This window comes from Pedobacter africanus, assembly GCF_040548825.1.
Lineage (GTDB): Bacteria > Bacteroidota > Bacteroidia > Sphingobacteriales > Sphingobacteriaceae > Pedobacter > Pedobacter africanus_A.
Window position 1 is genome coordinate 628,050 of the sequence record NZ_JBEPSL010000003.1, and the last position, 17,598, is coordinate 645,647.

Annotated in this window: 17 protein-coding genes; 8 read left to right on the plus strand and 9 right to left on the minus strand. The window is 41.1% G+C overall.

The annotated features are described in order from the left end of the window. Positions 1-24: 24 nt before the first annotated feature. From ABIE26_RS18460 to trpA, 3 genes are read left to right on the plus strand one after another with little or no spacing between them, the layout of a single operon-like run. Positions 25-657 carry a phosphoribosylanthranilate isomerase gene (locus ABIE26_RS18460; protein ID WP_310144632.1) on the plus strand — a complete coding sequence of 211 codons (633 nt, stop codon included), beginning with the start codon at positions 25-27 and terminating at the stop codon, positions 655-657. Continuing rightward, positions 654-1,835, plus strand: a complete 1,182-nt coding sequence (trpB, locus tag ABIE26_RS18465) for a tryptophan synthase subunit beta (RefSeq protein ID WP_310144633.1) — start codon at positions 654-656, stop codon at positions 1,833-1,835. Before ABIE26_RS18460 ends, trpB begins: the two co-directional genes overlap by 4 nt. Before the next feature lies 1 nt (position 1,836). Continuing rightward, positions 1,837-2,604, plus strand: coding sequence for a tryptophan synthase subunit alpha (trpA, locus tag ABIE26_RS18470; protein ID WP_310144635.1), 768 nt, complete (start codon positions 1,837-1,839; stop codon positions 2,602-2,604). On the opposite strand, the gene nhaA is transcribed toward trpA, so the two are convergent. Then, positions 2,594-3,778: a Na+/H+ antiporter NhaA gene (nhaA, locus tag ABIE26_RS18475; protein ID WP_310144637.1), complete on the minus strand. Its 1,185-nt coding sequence runs from the start codon at positions 3,776-3,778 to the stop codon at positions 2,594-2,596. The two genes, trpA and nhaA, sit on opposite strands and share 11 nt — an antisense overlap. Positions 3,779-3,807: 29 nt before the next feature. Further along, complete coding sequence (locus ABIE26_RS18480; RefSeq protein ID WP_310144639.1) at positions 3,808-4,428, minus strand: L-threonylcarbamoyladenylate synthase; 621 nt, start codon at positions 4,426-4,428, stop codon at positions 3,808-3,810. 78 nt (positions 4,429-4,506) lie between these two features. Between ABIE26_RS18480 and ABIE26_RS18485 the strand changes: the two genes are divergently transcribed. Continuing rightward, positions 4,507-6,174: an FMN-binding glutamate synthase family protein gene (locus tag ABIE26_RS18485; protein WP_310144642.1), complete on the plus strand. Its 1,668-nt coding sequence runs from the start codon at positions 4,507-4,509 to the stop codon at positions 6,172-6,174. A gap of 69 nt (positions 6,175-6,243) precedes the next feature. Here ABIE26_RS18485 and asnS read toward each other — a convergent pair whose 3' ends face one another. Beyond that, entirely contained in the window at positions 6,244-7,692 is a 1,449-nt protein-coding gene (gene asnS, locus ABIE26_RS18490) for an asparagine--tRNA ligase (protein WP_310144643.1), read from the minus strand. A 500-nt stretch (positions 7,693-8,192) separates the two neighbouring features. On the opposite strand from asnS, the gene ABIE26_RS18495 reads away from it, so the two are divergent. Continuing rightward, positions 8,193-8,588 carry a hypothetical protein gene (locus ABIE26_RS18495; RefSeq protein ID WP_310144646.1) on the plus strand — a complete coding sequence of 132 codons (396 nt, stop codon included), beginning with the start codon at positions 8,193-8,195 and terminating at the stop codon, positions 8,586-8,588. 89 nt (positions 8,589-8,677) lie between these two features. Here the strand turns inward: ABIE26_RS18495 and sucC are convergent, their stop codons facing one another. The 6 genes from sucC to ABIE26_RS18525 form a co-directional block, all read right to left on the minus strand. Continuing rightward, on the minus strand, positions 8,678-9,868 hold the full coding sequence (gene sucC / locus ABIE26_RS18500; protein ID WP_310145109.1) for an ADP-forming succinate--CoA ligase subunit beta: 1,191 nt from the start codon (positions 9,866-9,868) through the stop codon (positions 8,678-8,680). A gap of 122 nt (positions 9,869-9,990) precedes the next feature. Then, positions 9,991-12,804 (minus strand): MSEP-CTERM sorting domain-containing protein, encoded by a 2,814-nt coding sequence (locus ABIE26_RS18505; protein WP_310144649.1) that lies wholly within the window; start codon positions 12,802-12,804, stop codon positions 9,991-9,993. Next, positions 12,788-13,321 carry an exosortase K gene (gene xrtK, locus ABIE26_RS18510; RefSeq protein ID WP_310144652.1) on the minus strand — a complete coding sequence of 178 codons (534 nt, stop codon included), beginning with the start codon at positions 13,319-13,321 and terminating at the stop codon, positions 12,788-12,790. The genes ABIE26_RS18505 and xrtK overlap by 17 nt, the downstream gene beginning before the upstream one ends. Positions 13,322-13,326: 5 nt before the next feature. Beyond that, positions 13,327-14,895, minus strand: a complete 1,569-nt coding sequence (locus ABIE26_RS18515) for a DUF4153 domain-containing protein (RefSeq protein ID WP_310144656.1) — start codon at positions 14,893-14,895, stop codon at positions 13,327-13,329. Positions 14,896-14,957: 62 nt separating this feature from the next. Next, positions 14,958-15,254 (minus strand): winged helix-turn-helix domain-containing protein, encoded by a 297-nt coding sequence (locus tag ABIE26_RS18520; protein WP_084236844.1) that lies wholly within the window; start codon positions 15,252-15,254, stop codon positions 14,958-14,960. Beyond that, positions 15,254-15,898 carry a hypothetical protein gene (locus tag ABIE26_RS18525; protein ID WP_310144660.1) on the minus strand — a complete coding sequence of 215 codons (645 nt, stop codon included), beginning with the start codon at positions 15,896-15,898 and terminating at the stop codon, positions 15,254-15,256. The genes ABIE26_RS18520 and ABIE26_RS18525 overlap by 1 nt, the downstream gene beginning before the upstream one ends. A gap of 111 nt (positions 15,899-16,009) precedes the next feature. Between ABIE26_RS18525 and ABIE26_RS18530 the strand changes: the two genes are divergently transcribed. From ABIE26_RS18530 to ABIE26_RS18540, 3 genes are read left to right on the plus strand one after another with little or no spacing between them, the layout of a single operon-like run. Beyond that, positions 16,010-16,663, plus strand: a complete 654-nt coding sequence (locus ABIE26_RS18530) for an ABC transporter ATP-binding protein (RefSeq protein WP_310144662.1) — start codon at positions 16,010-16,012, stop codon at positions 16,661-16,663. Next, positions 16,663-16,977: a hypothetical protein gene (locus ABIE26_RS18535; RefSeq protein ID WP_310144665.1), complete on the plus strand. Its 315-nt coding sequence runs from the start codon at positions 16,663-16,665 to the stop codon at positions 16,975-16,977. Before ABIE26_RS18530 ends, ABIE26_RS18535 begins: the two co-directional genes overlap by 1 nt. An 11-nt stretch (positions 16,978-16,988) precedes the next feature. Further along, complete coding sequence (locus ABIE26_RS18540) at positions 16,989-17,597, plus strand: haloacid dehalogenase (RefSeq protein ID WP_310144668.1); 609 nt, start codon at positions 16,989-16,991, stop codon at positions 17,595-17,597. The last annotated feature ends 1 nt before the right edge of the window (position 17,598 follow it).

Below are 17,598 nucleotides of genomic sequence, written 5' to 3' on the forward strand. Positions count from 1 at the left end.
GTTCAGCTTAAAAAATTAAGAAACATGGGACCTAAATTAAAAATATGCGGCATGAAGCTTCCTGAAAACGTTCAGGCAGTAGCTGCGTTAAAGCCTGATTATTTAGGCTTCATCTTTTACAGGGGCTCCAAAAGATTTATTGATGGGTTAACCCCCTCATTTGTCCGCAACCTTCCGGCCGGAATTAAACGGACCGGTGTGTTTGTAAACGAAGAACTGAACAAAGTTGCAGAACTTGCCGCTTTGTATGGTTTAAATGCAGTACAGTTACATGGTTCGGAGCCTGTAAAGTATTGTATAGCCTTAAGAGGTCTGCTTGCCGATCATGGTGTACAGCTAATCAAGGCCTTTGGTATTGATGAACATTTCGATTTTGACGAGCTAAAAAACTATGCCGGAGTGGTCGATTACTTTCTTTTTGATACACAGAGCCCCGACCATGGCGGTACCGGGAAAACATTTAACTGGGCCTTGCTGGACAGGTATACACTTGATAAACCCTATTTTCTGAGCGGGGGAATAGGACCTGACAGCATCGGACAAATAAAAAATATAGAAGATACCCGTCTTTATGCCATTGACATCAATAGCAGGTTTGAACTTGCACCAGGCTTGAAAGACATAGATAAACTGATAGAATTTAAGACAGCATTATGAACTACTTTGTAAATGAAAAAGGTTATTATGGCGATTTCGGTGGAGCTTATATTCCCGAAATGCTGTATCCGAATGTGGAGGAGCTGAGGCAGAACTACCTGAAAATAATTGAAGATGAAACATTTCAAAAGGAGTTTCATCAATTGCTTAAAGATTATGTGGGCAGACCTTCCCCGCTATACCTTGCCAAACGCCTTTCGCAAAAATACAATGCCAATATTTTCCTGAAACGCGAAGATCTGAACCATACCGGTGCGCATAAAATTAACAACACCATAGGCCAGATCCTGCTGGCCGAAAAACTGGGAAAAAAACGGATCATTGCCGAAACAGGAGCAGGGCAGCATGGCGTGGCCACCGCAACGGTTTGTGCTTTGCGCGGACTGGAATGTGTAGTGTATATGGGCGAAATTGACATTCAGCGCCAGGCGCCAAATGTGGCCAGGATGAAGATGCTGGGCGCTAAAGTAGTACCAGCCACTTCGGGCAGCAAAACCTTAAAAGATGCAACCAATGAGGCCATGCGCGACTGGATCAATAATCCTGTAGATACGCATTACATCATTGGCTCAGTAGTTGGTCCGCATCCCTATCCCGATATGGTGGCTATTTTTCAATCCATCATTTCAGAGGAGACCAAAAAACAACTGATAGAACAGACCGGAAACGACCAGCCCGATTATGTACTGGCTTGCGTTGGCGGTGGCAGCAATGCCATGGGTATGTTCTACCATTTTATTGACGATGAAAAAGTTAAACTGATCGCGGTTGAAGCCGGAGGTAAAGGGGTAGACAGCGGATTTTCTGCAGCGACTACAACATTGGGCAAAGAAGGGGTGTTACATGGCAGCCGCAGCATTTTAATGCAAACGCATGATGGGCAGGTGGTAGAACCACATTCTGTATCCGCAGGGCTGGATTACCCCGGTATTGGTCCTCAGCATGCCCATTTGTTTAAAACCGGCCGTGGACGGTATGTTTCGATTACAGACGATGAATCGCTGCAGGCCGGTTTGCTGCTTACCCAGATGGAAGGGATTATACCGGCAATAGAAAGTGCACACGCTTTGGCTTACCTCGAAAAAATGAGCTTTAACGGTAAAGAAAATGTAGTGGTATGCCTGTCCGGAAGAGGCGATAAGGACATGGATACCTATATGAAATATTTTAATTTATAATATGAACAGGTTACAACAACTATTTCAGGAGAAAAAAAATATATTATCCATATACTATACTGCGGGTTACCCCAATTTGGGAGATACTGTTGCCATTGCAGCTGAACTGGAACGCTCAGGGGCCGATTTACTGGAAATAGGTTTCCCATATTCAGATCCAGTAGCTGACGGGCCCACCATTCAGGCCAGCAGCAAGCAGGCACTTGACAATGGGATGGACCTTAAATTGCTTTTTGAACAGCTGAAGGACCTGCGTAAATCTGTTACCATTCCGGTATTGCTGATGGGTTATGTGAACCCGATGCTGCAATTTGGTGTAGAGAACTTCTGTAAGGCCTGTGCTGAGGTGGGTGTAGATGGCTGTATTGTGCCCGACCTGCCTATGACCGAGTATGAGGAATTGTATAAAGGGATATTCGCCCGGTATGGCCTCAGTAACATCTTTCTGGTGACACCGCAAACCGCTCCCGGGCGGATCAGAAAAATAGATGGCTTAAGCAATGGCTTTATCTATCTGTTGTCTTCATCAGCTACTACGGGACAGCATTTGCAGGTATCTGAAAACACAGAAAGTTATTTCTCCCGGATTGCAGACATGAAACTGAATAACCCTACCATGATTGGCTTTGGGATCAACAGCAAAGAGACTTTTGATAAGGCCTGCCAATATGCCAATGGGGCAATTATAGGCAGCGCTTTTGTAAAGGCGCTAAATGCCAATGATCTGGGTGGCAGTGTCCGTTCATTTATGCAGCAGTTTAAGCCTTAACTGCTGCATGTTTTTTGCGGATCGATTTAAGGAATATAAAACCTGCAAGACCTGAAATTACAGAAGCACAAAGAATGGCAAATTTGGCTTCTGTAACATGAAGCTGATCGCTGAAGGACAACAGGGATATAAAAATAGACATGGTAAAACCAATACCGGCCAGCATACCTAAACCAATGATGTGTTTCCAGCCCGATCTTGAAGGAAGGCTGCCCAGCTTAAGCTTTACGGCAAGCCAGGAGAATAAGGTTACCCCCAGTGTTTTCCCTGCAAATAAGCCTATAATGATGCCCAGGCCCAAGGGCGATGCCAGGCCGCTGATCATTTCTTTCTGAAAAGTGATATTGGTATTGGCCAGTGCAAAAATGGGCATAATGAAATAATTTACCGGGCCGTTTAACAGGTGTTCCAGTTTTTCAAGGGGCGATTCTATATTGGTACTGTTTGTTGGAATGGTTAAGGCAAGCAATACCCCGGCAATGGTAGCGTGTATGCCCGAATGGTGGATAAAATACCATAAAAATACACCCGGTATCAGGTAAAAATAAAGTGCCTTGATGTTGAAAAGGTTGAATACGAGCAGCAACGCAATTACTCCCCCGGCCATCAGCAGGTAATCGAAATGAACCTCATTGGTATAAAAAACAGCGATAACCAGGATTGCACCCAGGTCATCTACAATGGCGAGTGCAGCCAGAAAGACCTTTAGCGAGGTTGGTACGCTTTTTCCAAGCATAGAAATGATAGCCAGCGCAAAGGCAATGTCGGTAGCCATAGGGATACCCCAGCCCGAAGCAGTGCTTTCCCCTTTGTTGAAAACAAAATAGATAAAGGCCGGAACCAGCATTCCGCCCAAAGCTGCAACCACTGGCAGCGACGCTTTTTTAACGGAAGACAACTCACCTTCAATCATCTCCCGTTTAATTTCAAGTCCTACCAGTAAAAAGAAAATAGCCATTAAGGCATCATTTATCCAGGCCGAAACTGTAAAGGCATAGCTTTGACTGCCAAAGGTAAAGCCGAAGTCGGTGGCCAGGAAAGCAGAGAATGCATTTGCATAAGATGAATTTGCAATAAACAGGGAAATGGCCACACAAATCAATAGAATGATGCCGCCAATCTGGCCGGAACGAAAAAAATCTTTAAATGCCTGAAGGTTGAGTAATTTAGCCATATCCGTAAATATAGCCATTTTGAATAAAACTAAAGGAAGCTTTCCAGATCGCCCTTACCTTCACGGATAACCTCAAAATCTCCGGAAGTACAATCTACAACCGTTGAAGCCTCATTGTCCCCATATCCGCCATCTATCACCAGGTCTACACTGTCTTCATATTTTTCATGGATCAGTTCCGGGTCGGTAGAATATTCGATCACTTCGTCATCGTCCTTTATGGAAGTAGAAAGAATGGGATTCCCCAGCTGCTTCACAATTTCGCGGGCTATGTCATTGTCGGGTACCCTTATACCCACTGTTTTTTTGTTGGAACTCAGTAGTTTCGGAACGTTGTTGTTGGCATTAAAAATAAACGTAAAAGGCCCTGGTAAAGCTTTCTTCAATACCCGGAAAGTGGCCGTATCAATAGGCTTGATGTAATCAGAAATGTGCCTTAAATCGGAACATATGAAGGAAAAATTAGCTTTTTCAGGTTTGATGCCCCTGATGCGGCAGATCTTCTCAATCGCCCGCTGATTGGTAATGTCGCAGCCTAAACCATACACCGTATCGGTAGGATAAATGATCAGGCCGCCTTTTTTCAGGACTTCAACAACCTGTTCAATTGCTTTTGGATTTGGGTTCTCCGGATAGATTTTGATAAGCATATGTAAAATTAAACAAATCTTAGACCGAAATCGGATAATTATTATTCTATTGGCATGTTTTTTAGTAAATTGATACGTATGAGAAAAGCATTCATCGCTATTGCAGCATTTTTAGTAGCGCTTACCGTAATGTTAGGCCTTACTTATCCGCCTTTATGGTGGCTGTTTATTTTTACAGGCCCTATAGTTTTGTTAGGCATTTACGATCTGTATCAGCCCAAACACAGCATTGTACGGAATTATCCTGTTGTAGGCCGTTTAAGGTATTTTATGGAAGACCTCAGACCTAAAGTTTACCAGTATTTTGTGGAAAGCGATACGAATGGAAAGCCTTTCAGCCGTTTAAACCGTTCATTGATCTACCAGCGGGCCAAAATGGAAAACGATACGATCCCTTTCGGTACCCAGCTTGATGTATATGAAAATGGCTACGAATGGCTAAGTCACAGCATATCGGCCATCAGCCATCATGAGCTTGATGAAAACCCCCGGGTGCTGGTTGGCGGGCCTGATTGTGCCAAACCTTACTCGGCGAGTATATATAATATTTCTGCAATGAGTTTTGGCTCATTGAGCCAGAATGCCATTTTAGCTTTAAATGGTGGCGCGAAATTGGGTGGCTTTGCGCACAACACCGGAGAGGGGGGGATCAGTGATTACCACGCAAATCCTGGAGGGGACCTGATCTGGCAAATCGGAACAGGCTATTTTGGCTGTCGCAACCATGATGATGGTTCTTTTAACCCACAGGCTTTTGCAGAACGCTCTCAGTCCGATCAGGTGAAGATGATAGAGATCAAGCTGTCGCAAGGTGCAAAACCTGGTCATGGTGGTATTTTGCCCGCACGGAAAGTTACCCCGGAAATAGCCAGGATCAGGCTGGTTAAGGAAGGTTTTGATGTAATTTCACCGCCCGCACATTCTGCTTTTAAAACCCCGCTGGAGCTGATCGCTTTTGTAAAACAGCTGCGTGAATTGTCGGGAGGCAAGCCTGTAGGTATAAAGTTATGTATTGGCCGCAGAAGTGAATTTTTTGCCATTTGTAAGGCTATGGTCGAAACGGGTACCTATGTTGATTTCATCACGGTCGATGGGGGCGAAGGTGGGACAGGAGCTTCACCTCAGGAATTCTCAAATGCTGTGGGGATGCCTTTGCGGGAAGCCGTTGCTTTTGTGTACGATGTGCTTACAGGGTTTGACCTGAAAAAGCACATTAAGATCATCGCTTCAGGTAAAATTGCTTCGGGTTTTGATCTTGTAAAAAATATAGCGCTGGGAGCCGATCTGTGTAATTCTGCGAGAGGGATGATGTTTGCATTAGGCTGTATCCAGGCGCTGGAATGTAACAGCAACACCTGCCCAACGGGGGTGGCTACCCAAGATCCGAGTTTAATGAAGGGGCTTGTTGTCGAAGATAAGAAAGTTAGGGTGTTTAATTTTCATCGCCTTACGATAGCCAGTGCAGTAGAACTGCTGGGGGCTGCCGGCTTGCATCATCCCTATCAGCTGACCAGGGCCTACGTAAACAGACGTATTGCGCCTAATGTTATGCAATCTTATATGGAGAGTTTCCCTTATATCCCTGAAGGAAGTTTATTGCAAACTCCTTATCCGATGCGTTTTGAGCTGGGCATGGCGCTTAGTGTATCTTCCAGTTTTAATCCTACAGATTATAAAGTATCTATGGTCGATTATGCGCAGGCCAATTCTTTTTCAGATAGTCTGACAGATAGCGCAAATCCTTAAAAATATAGCCTGATATAAGAAAGCCGTAAGCATTTGCTTACGGCTTTCTTATATGCTTGTTTTTTTATATTAAAATTCGGCGTTTTTAGGAAAACGAGGGAAAGCAATCACATCCCTGATGTTGCCCATGCCGCTTACAAACTGTACCAGTCTTTCGAAGCCCAGTCCAAAACCAGAGTGCGGTGCTGAACCGAAACGTCTGGTATCTAAGAACCACCAGAGTTCTTCCTCTGGGATATTTAGTTCTTGCATTCTGGCAACCAGTTTATCCATACGTTCTTCCCTTTGCGATCCGCCTACCATTTCGCCAATGCCCGGGAAAAGGATGTCCATAGCGGCAACCGTTTTTCTGCCCTGTTCATCAGGCTCATTCTGACGCATGTAGAACGACTTGATGTCGGCAGGGTAATCGGTAAGGATTACCGGTTTCTTGAAATGCTTCTCCACCAGGTAACGTTCGTGCTCCGACTGCAGATCGGCACCCCATTCTTCGATCAGGTATTTAAACTGCTTTTTCTGATTCGGTTTTGAAGCTTTCAGGATTTTAATGGCTTCTGTATAAGTTAGCCTTTCAAAATCGTTGGTCAGACAGAAATTTAGTTTTTCAATCAGCGACAGTTCGCTGCGCTCGTTCTGAGGCTTGGATTTCTCTTCTTCCAGCAAGCGGTTGTTCAGGAAATCGATCTCTTCTTTGCAGTTTACCAATGCATAGTTGATTACATACTTCAGCATGTCTTCTGCCAGCTGCATGTTGTCTTCCAGATCTGCAAAAGCAACTTCAGGTTCTACCATCCAGAATTCGGCCAGGTGGCGTGTAGTATTGGAGTTTTCGGCCCTGAACGTAGGCCCGAATGTATAGATCTGTCCAAATGCCATCGCCGCAAGTTCACCTTCCAGTTGTCCCGAAACGGTAAGGTTGGCAGAACGTGCAAAGAAATCTTCTGAGTAATCTACCTTGCCATCTTCCGTCCGCGGAGGATTTTCCAGGTCAAGCGTTGTTACCCTGAACATTTCTCCTGCGCCTTCAGCGTCGGATGCAGTAATGATAGGGGTGTGCATGTAAACAAAACCTCTTTCATTATAGAATTGGTGTATCGCAAATGCCAGTGCATGACGCAGTTTAAAAACAGCATTAAAGGTATTCGTACGGAAGCGCAGGTGGGCAATTTCTCTTAAAAATTCGAGACTGTGTTTTTTGGGCTGCAGGGGGTATTTCTCTGGGTCACTGTCGCCCAGTATCTCTATTGAGGTGGCCTTGATGTCTACCTTTTGTCCTTTTCCTACAGATTCAACCACAATACCTTTTACTGCAATTGCAGCACCAGTAGTAATGCGTTTTAACAAAGCTTCATCGGTATTATTAAAATCAACTACGATCTGGAGATTTCCCATGCAGGAACCGTCATTTATAGCAATAAACTGATTGTTACGGAAGGTGCGTACCCAACCCATAACTGTTACTTCCCTGTTAAACTCTTCTGTCTCTAGCAGACTTTTTACTTTTTCTCTGTGTATCATGATTTTATTATGGAGAGCGTCAAAATTAAGGAATTTTGCCAATAAATAACAGTTTAATATTTGCGTGCTATTTTTTAGTGATTTTTATTAATTGATGTGTTTTATTTATGTTTTAGTGTTTTATTTAATGTGTTTTGTGGTTTATTTTAAGATTTTTATTGTTTTAGTGCTTTTTAATTTTGTGTTTTTGTGTTTTTAGTTGATTTATGTGTTTTTTGTAGTTGTATTTTTAATTGTTTTTGATGTTTTGTGTGCTTTGTTTTGTGTTTTTTCTGTTTAATTTATGGTTTTTAAAATTTTTATTGGATTATTTTGATTTTTTATTGTGTTTAATTGAAAAATATCTCTATGTTTGTATTGCTCGTTTAATTTATATTTGGTTAGAGAGGCCTGCATCTGGATGGATACAGGCCTCTTGTTTTACTGGAAAATAAAATAAGCAGAGTTTTGTAGCATTTTTCCTGTGCGATTCGTTTAGCCAATAGATCTAAAATATTGTTATGAAAAAACTCTCCTTACTGCTTGCTTTGGGTATATTTATCTTGGGCTGTAAAAAAAATGAAAATAAAACTGTAGTTGAAGGCGTTTTTGAAGGGGAATACAAGTATGGAAAATTAAATGATGTCAAAATTACCAGGGTTAGGGTGATATTTAGAGAAGATAAATTCAATGCCAGTTATAAGAATCCTGCGGTAACTTCATCGGGTACGTTTCGGTTGTGGAGGAATGATATAATGATGGCCTCGAGTGCACAGCCTAGCAATGCTGAAACCTTGTTTCGTTTTGGTGGTGATTACGGCTACTTTTTGAGAGGGGACAGCCTGCTCCTTAATAGCATTATGGATACGTTTGATGACACTATAAATCAGTATAAGTTAAAACGGAGGCCATTTTAAGTATACGACCCATGGTTGGTGTCTGCTATAAATAAAAAGCCTTCCTGAGAGAAATCAGGAAGGCTTTTTTGGTTAAAAGTAAATCTTAATTAAGCCAGAACCTTTGTAACAAGGTCAGATGCTTCTTTCAAAGCAATTGCTGAATATACTTTTAATCCTGATTCGTCGATTAATTTTTTAGCTTCTTCAGCATTTGTACCTTGTAAACGGCAAATAATCGGAACCGGTACATCACCAATTTCATTATAAGCGTCAATTACACCCTGTGCAACACGATCACAACGTACAATACCACCAAAAATATTGATCAGGATTGCTTTTACATTAGGATCTTTAAGGATAATATTAAAACCAGCTTTTACAGTTTGTGCATTTGCTGTACCACCTACGTCAAGGAAGTTTGCAGGTTCACCACCGGCAATCTTAATGATGTCCATAGTAGCCATTGCTAAACCGGCACCGTTAACCATGCAACCTACGTTACCGTCAAGTTTAACATAGTTCAGGTTTGACTCGCTTGCCTCTACATCAGTTGGATCTTCTTCCAGTTTATCGCGCATGGCTGCATAATCAGGATGACGGAACAATGCGTTTTCGTCTAAATCAACTTTAGCATCCACTGCGATGATTTTATCGTCAGAAGTTTTTAATACAGGATTGATCTCAAACATAGATGAATCTGTGCTGTCGTAAGCTTTATAAAGGGCAGAAACAAACTTCACCATCTCTTTAAAAGCTGCACCGCTTAAACCTAAGTTAAAAGCAATTTTACGTGCCTGAAATCCCTGGAGACCAACTTTAGGGTCAACCTCTTCCTTGAAGATCAAATGAGGAGTGTGTTCAGCAACTTCTTCGATGTCCATACCACCTTCAGTAGAATACATGATGATATTTCTTCCTTTTGCACGGTCAAGTAAAACACTCATGTAAAACTCTTTGGTTTCAGATGCTCCCGGATAATAAACATCCTGGGCAACCAGAACTTTATGTACTTTTTTTCCTTCAGGACCGGTTTGAGGGGTCACCAGCTGCATACCTAAAATGGCAGTAGCTCTTTCCTTAACCTCATCAAGGTTTTTAGCCAGCTTTACACCACCACCTTTGCCGCGTCCACCAGCGTGGATCTGAGCCTTAATTACAACCCAGTCAGAATTGTAGTCGGTTTTCATTTTTTTAGCAGCTTCAACAGCCTGCTCAACCGTTTCGGCTACAATGCCTTCTTGTACGGCTACACCAAAACTTTTAAGAATTTCTTTACCTTGATATTCGTGGATATTCATTATGCTGAAAAATTTGTCCAAAGCTACAATTTCCAAAGCCTTTAAACAAATAGCCAGGAGTTTTTTTAAAAATGAAAGCCGTGGCCTAAATTAATGGGGATAAAGTGCCCTGGATTACCCCATTAACATTTAAGTGGGATATGTCTCGATTTTACAAAACGATAACCGAATATCACTAACAGAAGCACAATGAGGATGTATAAATTTGGTTCGGTCATGCTTTGGGTTTCCTCATCAGGGTCAAGGTTTTTATTCCCTGATAAAATTTGCTCTTGCTTTTTCAACAAAGCCATTTTTTGTGCCTGGTTTTCTACAACAAGAAAGGATGTTGATGGGGATAGGATACCGCTTTGCATACTTTTTTTAACCAGTTGTAAATGAGGGTTTTCGGGTAAATTGTCATTTATGGTGTTACGGATCCACATTCCCTGTAAGTTTAAACCGGAAAGCCAGGATTTCTTTTCTACAGAAAGTCCGGTATTGTTTCTCCGGGGCATCAACACAATTGAAGGCTGACCATCATTTGGAAGATAGGCATCGGGCTGTACAGCATTTGGCCAGGCGAAGACAGGAAGAGCGTTTGGCAATGTGGAGCTTAGTGTTAACCGTAATTTTGGGTTGGTGTGTAAGTTATGTATCCATAACTTATGATTCATATCAAGCTCATAGAAATTTGGACTTTCAGGATAGGTCATTTTAAGGTCTGCAAAATCATTTTGGATAAATGCCTCGCTTAAACTATCGGTTAGGACAATCATAACAGGAAACTCGGCTTTATTGTTTTTGTAGCTGTTTACCAGAATTTTTTTTATCGCACCATCCAGAAAAAAGCCTCCTTCAAATGAATTTCTGTTCAACTGTTTGTCCCAGTCGCTATCCATTGGGATTTCCTTATAAAATGCATTGGTTAGATTAAGCCTGATGTCCTCAGTTTTGAGGTTGTGGCTGCTTGTCAGATTCTTTATTCTGGTCATGTAACTTCTGATGCTTGTCGCTTTGTTTTTAGATATGTCAATAATGAAATGATATATCGGTTTTCGCCTGACCAGCTTTAATTTAGCTTTTTCAGTAGCAGGAATATAAGTTGCATGATCAACGGTTTCAATTTTAGCGATAACATTCGGATCATTTTTGCCAAGTGACAGGACATGACCAGCAAAATTTAGAGTAACTGGCGATTTATGTATAAATTCGATTCCTGTTTTTCTGATCTCTTTTGCAGCGAAGGGAAAAACTTTAAATGCGATTTTATTTCCAGTCAGATAATATAGGATCCCCGGGTCGCGGTTTTCGTTTCTGATTTGTGAAAACACCCAAAGTGCTGATTTTTTCTCGGCTAAAATACCGGGCTCTCTTCTATTGCCTATATGCAGGTAATAATCCCGGATCCAGCAACCCTCGGGTAAAGTAAATTCAGTTCCGTAACTAACTAAATTTGTGCTGTCAGGATTGGTTAATTCCAGGTCTAAAGTGCTGATCCAGTATTGCTGTTTCTGATTAAATTTACTTTTGACTTTTATTTTTGATGGCCAGACCTTACCGATGCTGTTGTCCTGTTCAATAGCCGGATCCTCTTTTTTTTCTCCGAAAAATACCTGCTCCAATACACTGATTTTTTCATCTGATAGAATCATATTGTCCAAAACAAGCCAGTTATAGTATGGTGTAATGAAAGGAATGTTTTCGTTGGTAAATAGGTTGGGTCTTTTATTCGCTTTGATCGCAGTTATGGTATTGAATAACGATATCCGGTCAATAGTATAGTTTTTCGAATAGTCCGGACTATAAACATAGCTTAATGCTTCGTTGAGTATTTTTTTATCACGCAGGTTGAAAACTGTAATCGTAAGCGGTATGATGCTTAAGGCAATAAGGCTTCCTATGGTAATTTTTACTGTTGAATAGCTTTGGCTGAGATATCTGTATTCTTTATACAGTTCATCGGTTTGAAGAATAAACAGAAACAGTGGACTCAGCATTAAAAAACCTATACCAATAACAACAACCGCAACAATGGCAAGTGGTAAATAAGGCAGAAATACCAGGAAGAAATAAATGCAATAAGGAAAGCAGATCATCAGCCCAAAAAAACGAAGCAATCTGGAGTCAGGTCTTTTGAAAATTGGTAAACAAATTAATAGCCCGTTTATGATTGCAATAATGTAAAACCAGGGATGTGTGAAATTCCCAAAATACGATGTTCCCAGTCCGGTACTGTTTGAAAGTACACCATTCTTAATGCATAGTCCAAGTAAAGGCAATAGCAGAGCAATGAGAATTTTCCAATACAGATTGTATTTTAACAACCTTTTAGATTGTAAAGTGGTCAAAACATAAAATCCTCTGCAAATAAAGAATAAGAAGAAGATCGATGCTGCTATAAAAAAAATGATCAGCGTGTGGTCCCCATAGTTGTCTTCAGGCTTTTTCCATAAAGGGAGTATGATTTCAGCAAATATGTATGCGGCCAATGGGGTTGATATTCCATATAGAAAATTTAGCCAGACATCTGCGTATGTAGCATGTTTACTGAAAACAACAACCAATATAAAGAGGGCGTGTGCCAGGGTTGGCATTAAAAAGGTGCCAGGGTACATGATTATATCTGAGGATATCATCCAGTTTGGGATGTTATTTGGAATCAGTAAGCCGATGTATTGTGTATAACAATAAATCAATGCGCTGTACAAAACGAGGACGATAAGCGCATAGTATACTGAAATGGTTTTTTTCTTGACTGTAGAAAAAATCAGGTAAGCCAGTTGAAAGCCTGTTAAAATGGCCAGTGCCCAAAAAAACTTCGACCATAAAATCTTGGTTTCTATCGTTAAAAGACTTTCAATGATGTTGTAGTTGCTAAAAAAAACTACAAACAATAGAGTGACAGGCAGGATATTTATGATTAACAACCACTTCGGGTTAAGCAAATTTTTCATTTTCCGGAAAATATTGGGTGAGCAGATGATTCAATGTCTTATAGAATAGAATGAGGAAAAACAGGTAGACGAATGTCCCTTCAGCCTGATGGAGCCATTTGTTGGCTCCTGGTAATGGAACTGTTATTTTCCTGAGCAGAATGGCAATGGCGATCCTTGAGGCATTCACAACTGTAGTGAGGAGCCAGGCCACTAAAACGCTCAGAGGAAGCGTTAACCATTTGTGTTTTTTATGATGAAAATGGTTTATTGTAACAAAGTAAGTAATGATAAAGCTGAGTATGAAAAAGGTAAATCCTGAACAGGATTTTTCTATCAGCACATTCAGGTCCTGATGGAAATAACCTGCACCATTTATAAATATCCCTTTCGAGTTTGTAAGAAGGGAAACAATCTGATCAGTAGGATGGAGGATAAAAAACAAATCATCTGCATTCATATACCTGTAAACAACTTTTAAAGTCACAAACAGCAAAATCCCCAGGGCATAATAAATTCCGTTTTCTCGTAATTTCATAGCGTTTATAGTTTGTTTATTCCGAAATATGCAGCTGAATTCCAGTCAGGCAGGTTCCAGGACAACCAGGTTGTACGCTTATATCGTTCGGCAAAATGGGTTATTCTCTGGTCAAGTCTTTTTTGTAGATCAACTTCCGGGGTGACTAATGCAGACGGCGGGGCTATTTTTTGTGCTGCCGGGGGGTGGATAAACCTGGTACGGTTCTTATCTAAAAAAGGAAGTGTTTTGTCTGATAAAGAAAGCAGGTAATCAGGATCAATAGCAACAGTGTTTGCATGGTCAATGTTGTATTTTACAATAAAAATATCCCAGTTGATGGTGCTGAAAGTAAGCAATAAGGCAAACCATAGCTGTCCGTTAATTTTTGCCAGGTAGAAAAACGTTTTTTGTCTGGACACTTTGATATAAACGGTGATCAGGCCAATAATGCATAACATAGCGAATACCAGTACGCCAATTCTTTTGTGGGTTAGTCCATAATATTCAATATAATAACCATCCCTGATGAAAACAGATAGGATAAGGATGAAGTTTTGGACCATCCAGATGTAGGCGAGCGTTTTTAGTGTTTTGCTTTTGCTGTAAAAGTTTAGGTTGCCCCTGAAGAAGTAAAGAATAACAATCATGGCCATAATGATGCTGAGAATTAAGGCATTGGTTCCCTCGTGTAAATCAGCGGAAAAGTTACCCGAGGGTTTATAGCCAAACCATAATGTGGCGATGTCGATCAGGTTTACGGTTAGCAATAAGATATTTAAAGCAATGAAAGAAATGATGCTGGTAATGTACTCGGTTTTGAGTGCAAGCTTTTTATTTAGCAGGTTACCGCTAAAGGTTTGTATAATTTCCCTCCACAAAGTTGTTTGTCCGGTTTTTCTCCTTGTTCTGATTAGTTTTTCATTGCATTTAGCTTCGGTGTTCTCCAGGTGTTTATCAAAGAAAGTAAACAATAAGCCTCCAGTTAATACTGTTCCCACACAGAGGTGTACAAAACGTTCAAAAGTAAGGTCCTTAAAAAAGAAACTAAAGAGGGTTTTAAAACATTCGGATAAATTGATAAGTATGGATTCGGCGTAATGCGCAAAAATATCATTGGCTGCGCTGTAGAAGATGGTAAACAGGGAAACTATAAATACTGGGATAAAAATATATTTGATGAGTTTTAACACCGGTCTCAGATTAAACCGGCCAATGGCTACGGTAGTTAAGCTTTGGATAAAGTTAAATGGTATGGTGATCAGTTGTAAAATCGATGCTAGTATAGCTGTAAATACGGTTCGGATCTGTTGGTAGTGACTAAAACCAACAAACAGGAGTAGACTTATATAATAGCTGCAAATGGTTAAATCGGAATTGTTAACCACTACTAAAAGCGCTGCCAATATATGGGCTAGTGCGTAGATCTTAAATTTGGCGCTTTTAGCAATGTCTTTATTCAAATAGGTTATTGTAATGAGATACAAACTATAAATAAAAAGATTAAGTGCCAGTTTCTCTGCCCAGAACAGGTAGCTAAACAGCAGTCCCCCCAGAAAACTGGATAGGATCAGAAAGTTGGATTTATTTTTCATTTTTAATGGTTGTTAATGTATTTTAAAGTGCTTTGTATTTCAAAGTGATAGTATAAAAAAAATTAAACGCCTTTAATCATCTTTTCTAGAGCATCCAGGTGCGCTTTAAAGGCATGCCTGCCCAATTCTGTAATGCTGTAGGTGGTATTTGTTTTTTTACCGATAAATGCCTTGTATACCTTCAGGTACTGGGCCTGCTCCAGCGTATTTAAATGGGAGGCCAGGTTGCCATCGGTAAGTTCCAGCAATTGTTTCAGTTCATTAAAACTGATGCTGTCGTTCACAATCAGTACAGACATCACACCCAGCCTGATCCTGCTGTCGAATATCTTGTTTAGTGCCTCTATAGGATTTTTCATTACCTGGCCCTTTCGTATTTAAAGTACATCAGCATGCCATAAAAAATATGCAATATGCCGAAACCGATAGCCCAGAAATAAAGTCCGTAACCTATATAAAACATCGCTATTAAGCCCAGTACAATTTCACAAAGCCCTAAAAAACGGATGTCGCTGTAAGTATACTTACTGGCATTGATGAGTGCCAGTCCGTAAAATACCAGGCAGGCTGGGGCAATCAGGCCATAGGTGTTGGGATGAACAAGCAGCAATGCGATAATGAACAATCCTCCGGAAACCAAAGGAATGGCCAGGTTAATGAGCAGGTTTTTCGTAGTCCTGTCCCAAAACGGAAGGTTTCTTTTTCTGCTCTGTCTTAATGTAAACAATAAACCTCCGGCAAGGGCAACTACCAGTACGCCAAAACCTATTTTGAGCAGGTTGAATTCCAGATCTAACAGGGAAGAATCAACAAGATAAGCACTGTATTGACCGCTTGCAGTGAGGTAATTGTTGATTTCAACATGTGCCAGATAGGCACCTAACAATGCTGTAACCCCGGCAAAAACTCCGGACAGCCCGCTTAACGAAATGAATCGGGACGAACGGTCCATCAGTTTTTTGATGTCGTTCAGTGCATTGAGTTGTTCTTCCTGTTTGCTCATTTTTAAAGTACTTTGTATTTCAAAGTTAAATGATAAATCTTAATTTCCAAAATAATATTTAAGGAAATTTCTGCGGAGCGCTTTATGATGGTTTTTTGTAAGTTTGCATTTATGCTAAAAGCAACAGGTATAAAAAAAGCTTACGGAAATCTGCCCATATTAAAAGGCGTTGATTTTGAAGTTGAAAAGGGGGAAATTGTAAGTATCATTGGCGCCTCAGGAGCAGGGAAAAGCACACTCCTGCACATCCTGGGTACATTGGATAAACCCGACCAGGGCACAGTAGAACTTAAAGGCACTAAGGTAAACGGACTTACAGGCGAACTGCTGAGTGTTTTTCGTAACCGGAATATCGGTTTCGTTTTCCAGTTTCATCATCTGCTGCCAGAGTTTACAGCTTTGGAAAATATCTGTATTCCGGCTTTCATAGCTAAAACCGGGAAAAAACAGGCAGAGCAACGTGCAATGGAACTGCTTGATCTGCTGGGCCTGAAAGACCGCGCAGATCATAAACCCAATCAGCTTTCGGGCGGAGAGCAGCAGCGTGTTGCCGTAGCACGGGCGCTCATCAATAACCCGGCAATCATTCTGGCCGATGAACCTTCGGGTAACCTCGACTCTGCCAATGCCAATGCCCTGCACGAATTTTTTATTACCCTGCGCGATAACTTCAGGCAAACCTTTGTCATTGTTACCCATAACGAAGGTCTGGCCAAGATCAGCGACAGGGTGGTTACCATGAAAGATGGTCTAATTCTATATTAATGAAGATTTTAATTACTGCCGGAAAATCTGTCCAGGCTTTAAAGCTGCTTGCAGCTTACCCAAATGATACCATTGTACTGGCCGATTACGGCGAGGTACCGCTTTTTCCTTCCGAAAAGTATACCTTTCTTTCTCTGGGTGAGAGAAACGACGACATCATTGCCCATAATTTGCTCAACCACTCCCTTAATGAAGGGGCAGATGCCATTTTGCCACTTTACGATTTCGAACTGGCAGAAGTCATCAAATCGAAGGTGCTCTTCGAAGAATTTAACATCCATGTTTTAACACCAGATGACAACCAGGTCATCTAAAATACACGCCCATGATTCCGGAGCACTATTTTAAAGAAAAACAAGCCTTTATTTTTGAACTCGACAATGTAATTTATCCCGAAAAGGACTATCTGCTGCAGGTGTATTATCTGTTCGCACAATTTATGGAGTATGGCGAGCAGCTAAACGCTGCTGATGTACTTCATTATATGCAGCAGATCTTTACAGAGGAAGGTCCTGAGTGTGTTTTTGATAAAACTGCGGCAAAGTTCAACATCGATGAAAAGTACCGTGTAAATTTTGACATGTTGCTGCATAGCGTGCGTTTACCGCTTAAACTATTGATCTTTAACGAAGTTTTAAATGCTTTACAGAGCATCGTACTGGAACGCAAACAGTTGTTCCTGCTGGTTAGCGGAAATCCGGCAATGCAGCTCAATAAGATCAAACAAACAGAATGGAACGGGTTAGAGAAATATTTAACTGTTTATTTTGCTGAAGAGCTGGATCCGACAGTAAACGCCCTTGAATTTATCGCAGATCAGCATGCGCTTAAAAAAGAAGATATGCTGCTGGTCGGTAAAACGGATTTCGCAGGGGAGATGGCTTCAAATGTTAAAATCAGTTATTTACAGGTTGATGATCTGTTTGTTAACTAAT